Raw genomic sequence first — 4,712 nt, 5'->3', positions numbered from 1 at the left:
AGCAGTACATTGAAAATCAAAACACACCGCCAAGTGAAAGAGCCGTAAAAACTTCACGCGCTTTAAGTCAGAAAAAAGACTAGTTACCTCTTGCTTGACTCGCCCTTGAAAGGGTGAGATTGCGCAAGCCTAATGTTCAAAGCAAGATAAACTTTATTCGTTAAGGTTGGTATATATCAACCTTAACCTTAGATCAGTATTTTACCAACCTAAGGCTTTATCATGCCTAAAACTAAGTATTTAGAGCTTTGAGTATCCTAAATTCACCTTAATTTGTTGATTAAACAAGCATATCAACCATCGAGTTAGTAAAACTCTGTTTTGTCCAAATCCATGAAAAAAAGTAAAAATCAGTAATTAATCTCCCCTTTTCACTCTATAGCCAAGATTACAATGACATGTATGTCAATTTAAAGAGTAAGTCACAATGTCACTAAAGAAAACAATTACGGCTATTGGTCTATTAGCAACTGTAAGTCTTTTAAGCGTATCTTCAATGGCGAAATCAATTAATCCGAAAGAATTAAAACAAACTCTTTCTCAAAAAGGTGATATCGAAGGTATTCAAGAACTCCCTGTTGAAAACTTAATGCTGGTTAAGACTAAATCAGGACAAACATATTTTGTATCTAAGAATGGCCGCTTTGTATTTCAAGGGCAGTTAATTGATACATGGTTTAGACGAACTATTGATGAATTGAGCGAAGCAAGAAATGCTCACCGTGTCCCTCTTGAAAAAATGGGCGTAAAACTAGATGAGCTTGCAACACTATCATTTGGTAACCAAGACATACCCAAGCAAGCAACAATATTCGTTGACCCTAATTGCGGATACTGCCACGCCCTGTTCAATAAAATTCAGCAATCTCCAGAAAAGTACAATGTTGACTTTGTACTAACAGCGATGCTGGGCAGCCAATCTTTACTAGAGTCCAAACGCCTAAATTGCGCTGTTGATAAATCTAAAGCTGTCATCGACCTTATGAACAAGACAAAACTAGCAACAGAAATGAGAGAAGACTGCGATGCAAAGGCTGTTCAAAAAGCACCTATCGTTATGGGATTGCTTGAGGCTAGAGGAACCCCATTCCTAGTTCGTGAAGATGGTTTAACCTTTAATGGGCTACCAAGCGATTTTGATGCATGGCTTGAGATGGAGTAACTAGCAATGAAAGAAATCTTTAAAATCAGCTCAATTCTAGCCATAGCCTCATTATTTTCTGGGTGTTCAGCATTTACGATTGGTGAAGAGGAATTTTCATGCGCAGGTAAACCGGAACTTGGTCTCTGTAAAGGGCCGATGGAGGTTTATGAGTTAACCAACAATCAAGACCACCTTGAGCACATGATGACTTCAGAATATGCAAAAAACGAAGGTGAAAAAAAGTCAAATTCAGAAGGAAACCAAAAAGTCATTTACGTTAATAGTGAAGGGGAAGACATCACATACGTATATGAACCAAGAAGTTTGCGAAGACAAAACGCACAGGATTATGACAAAGCCAACATTGTTGGTATCGCTAGCAATGACACAATGTCATATTCGAAACAATCACACGATGAGTTAGATGACTTAAGAACTTTCAATTACGTTCCAAATGATATCGCGCCAGAGCCTCTCGCTGTTCTAGAAGAAGCTAAAGCAATGCGTATTTATGTTGCTGCTTGGGAAGATAAGTCTGGAGATTTGAATATTCCAGGCTTCGTTTATGTTGAATTACAACCAAGACGCTGGGTAACAGGCCATCAAGCTCAAATGCGCCCAAGTCGAGTATTACCATTTCAAACAATAAAGAAAAGCAAAGTAACAAGCCAAAGAAAAGAAACTATGGCCAAAGGTATCGATCCGTTGAGCATTTCTAGACCTCAGCCTGAGGCTAATAAGTAAAATAGGTGTATAGCATGCTAAATAAAATCCAAGAAGCTATCGAAAAGATATTGAACCCTGATATCGAAGAAACCCAGCAGAATTTTGCTGGCCCCCTTTGGCGAAGCACCATTGAAGATCAACAAAAGCTTCTCGGAGGTAATAAAGCCGCAGAATTAAACTGTGTAATGGAATATATTAAAGAATATCAAATGTTCTTAATGGAAGGCGGTTACATTGGATTTGTTATCGCCTGCCAACCAACTAACGGGGTAAACAACGAAATAAGAACAGCCTACGAAGGCTTTCTATCTGATGAGTTTCCTCACAACACATTAATTCAACTAAGCCTAGCTGCTTTACCACGAATAGATAGCTTTCTAAATGGTTACAGGCAACTACGAGGGAAGCGGATTGGTGGTGAAGACGGTGAGCTTGCTGATGCAATGAGCGAATCAGTAATTAATTATTACTCTAAAGCAAGAAAAGAGTCTCTTGATAAAAAATCAGGTATCCGGCCAAGAGATTTTGAACATTGGATCACAGTAAAAATCCCAGTTAAAAACTTTATCCCTTCCGATAAAGAGCTCAAAGAGTTCCTAGAGATAAAAGATAGAACATATTCAATATTCGAAGGGTTAGGCTTAGCCCCATTGATTTTAAATGATGAAGAATGGCTTTCAAGAATGCAGACTTTCTTCAATCACTCACCTAATGCGCTTTGGCGAGATAAAGTAAAAATCAACAAGCTTGTCCCACTTGGTGCACAAATATTAGAGCAGGGCGGAATAATTAACCGTGATGAATATGGTCTAGAATTTTCATCTTTAGATGAGAAGTCAAATGGATTTGCCTCAGTCATGACCCTCAAGCAAACACCCGATTACTTGAACTACGGTGATATTATAAACCTGCTAGGTGATTGGCGTTTTGGCAAGCGTACGGTTGCCTGGAACCCATATTTAATGACACTTAACGTACAGTTACCAAGTATTCATTCGGCAAATGAAGAATTTGATCGCCGTAACAAATGGCTAAAAAAACAAGCAAAAGGAAAAATGCTGGAGTGGGTTTCAACCTTAAAAGACCAGGCACAAGACTACTTTGCAATCGAAGATGAACTTAAAAACTCCAGATTATGTAAAATTAGCCTTAATTTAATAATCCTTGGTGAAAGTAAGAAAGAAACATTCACGGCGACTAGGAAATTGCAGGCATTCTTCAAGCGTAAAGAGTATAAATTCAACATAGAAACAATTTTGGCACCTAGCACTTTCTTAAACGCTTTACCCCTTGGCCTTGATGATGAATATATAAAATTATCAGACCGGTTTGATGAATGGACGGCAAAAGGGGCTGTATTTTTATTACCACATAGCGCGAGTTGGAAAGGAAACACCTCACGGCCAATTCTAGAATTTGTCACGCGCTTTGGGCAAATATTCGGTTTAGATATATTTGAAACAGACGGCTCCTTTAATGCACTTATTTGCGCTCGCTCTGGAGCTGGTAAGTCATTTTTCAATAATAAGCTAATCACTTCATACCTAGGCTCTGGTGTTAAAAGCCGGCTTGATGTGGACAGCGATACTGACGGCGCTCAAGTGTTTGTTATTGACAAAGGTCGATCATATGAAAACTTAGCAAGCCAGTATAAGAATGCTCAATTCATTGACTTCAATGAGAACATGAAGTTTTCACTTGATCCATTTGCAAATATTGATGACTTTTATGGCAAAGAAGGTCAAGCAGCCATGGTTCATTCCTTGCTGAAAGCAATGGCGTCAGAATCAGGAGATTTAAGTGACTACCAATCTACAGAGATGCTTACAGTACTCACTGAGCTTTGGAACCTTAAAGGGAAAGATTCATCAATCACAGACTTTTCTGAGCTGTGTGAAAAGCACCAAGATGTTGAAATAAAGAGGATAGGGCGCCAACTAAAACCATGGTGTGAAGGCGGAATTTTTGGAGACTTTTTTGGTAAGAAATACCCACCAATAAACTTCAAATCACGATTAATCGTTTGTGAGATGGATGAACTATCCTCGCAACCTCACTTATCACAATGTGTTCTGATGAGCCTTATCAACGCAGCTCAACATGCAATGTTTTTATCAGGCAACAAACAAAGAAAACTTTTCATTCTCGATGAAGCTTGGGAATACCTTAAAGGCAAGCCGGGTAAAATCAATTATCTAGCGGAGTTCCTTGAAACTGGTTGGCGTCGATTCAGGAAAACACGTGCAGCTGGCATTTGTATCACACAGAGCTTACTTGATGCTTACCAAAGCCAAGCAGGGATGGCCATTGTTAACAATAGTCCATGGAAGTTTATGTTGGCCCAGGAACCGGAAGCCGTTGATAAACTCAAAGAGTTAAAAGCGTATGATGGTACAGATCAAGACTATGATTTAATGAAAAGCGTTCATACTGATAAGGGCCATTACTCAGAAATCTTAGTGAGATACGGGCAATCGAGGGAAATAGTTAAGCTTTTTGTAGATAAAGAAACCCAACTAGTTTACTCAACAGATCCAGATGACAGGGAGTTAGTAGACAAGTTTAAGTCTCAAGGTTATTCAATTAAAGAAGCTCTAGAGCTTGCAAATAAAGAGAAGGGTAGGGGGTAGTTACCTTTGTTCATACACGTATATTGACTGACAGTCGATTGTGTACTAGTTGCTGACCGTGGTACTAACAAGTTAATTAGATGGTACGCCCCACCCATTAGCTAAACTCATAGTGTTGGCTATTACAGGAGGAAACCATCATGTCAGTTGCAAAAGTCATAGGTATTGATTTAGGTAAATCAACCTTTCACCTAATTGGTCACGATTATTCT

Annotated in this window: 3 protein-coding genes; all 3 read left to right on the top strand. The window is 38.9% G+C overall.

The genetic code is table 11. From position 1 onward, the window contains the following. Positions 1-427: 427 nt before the first annotated feature. The 3 genes from JIG41_RS22675 to JIG41_RS22665 are packed head-to-tail and all read left to right on the top strand — an operon-like array spanning position 428 to position 4,500. Positions 428-1,162: a DsbC family protein gene (locus JIG41_RS22675; protein WP_036973974.1), complete on the top strand. Its 735-nt coding sequence runs from the start codon at positions 428-430 to the stop codon at positions 1,160-1,162. Positions 1,163-1,168: 6 nt separating this feature from the next. Beyond that, positions 1,169-1,888, top strand: a complete 720-nt coding sequence (locus tag JIG41_RS22670; RefSeq protein ID WP_063529907.1) for a TraV family lipoprotein — start codon at positions 1,169-1,171, stop codon at positions 1,886-1,888. 14 nt (positions 1,889-1,902) lie between these two features. Beyond that, a complete protein-coding gene (locus JIG41_RS22665) occupies positions 1,903-4,500 on the top strand; it encodes a TraC family protein (protein WP_138558889.1) in 2,598 nt (865 codons plus the stop codon). Positions 4,501-4,712 lie beyond the last annotated feature (212 nt).

Source organism: Pseudoalteromonas sp. bablab_jr011 (assembly GCF_016464045.1).
In the GTDB taxonomy this organism is placed as follows: Bacteria; Pseudomonadota; Gammaproteobacteria; order Enterobacterales; family Alteromonadaceae; genus Pseudoalteromonas; species Pseudoalteromonas lipolytica.
The sequence above is the reverse complement of the archived record's forward strand: the minus strand, read 5'-3'. Positions and strand labels throughout refer to the sequence as shown.

Bases quoted from the DNA above. Each gene is read 5' to 3' on its own strand.
- JIG41_RS22675 (WP_036973974.1), top strand. From the start codon at position 428: ATGTCACTAAAGAAAACAATTACGGCTATTGGTCTATTAGCAACTGTA.
- JIG41_RS22670 (WP_063529907.1), top strand. From the start codon at position 1,169: ATGAAAGAAATCTTTAAAATCAGCTCAATTCTAGCCATAGCCTCATTA.
- JIG41_RS22665 (WP_138558889.1), top strand. From the start codon at position 1,903: ATGCTAAATAAAATCCAAGAAGCTATCGAAAAGATATTGAACCCTGAT.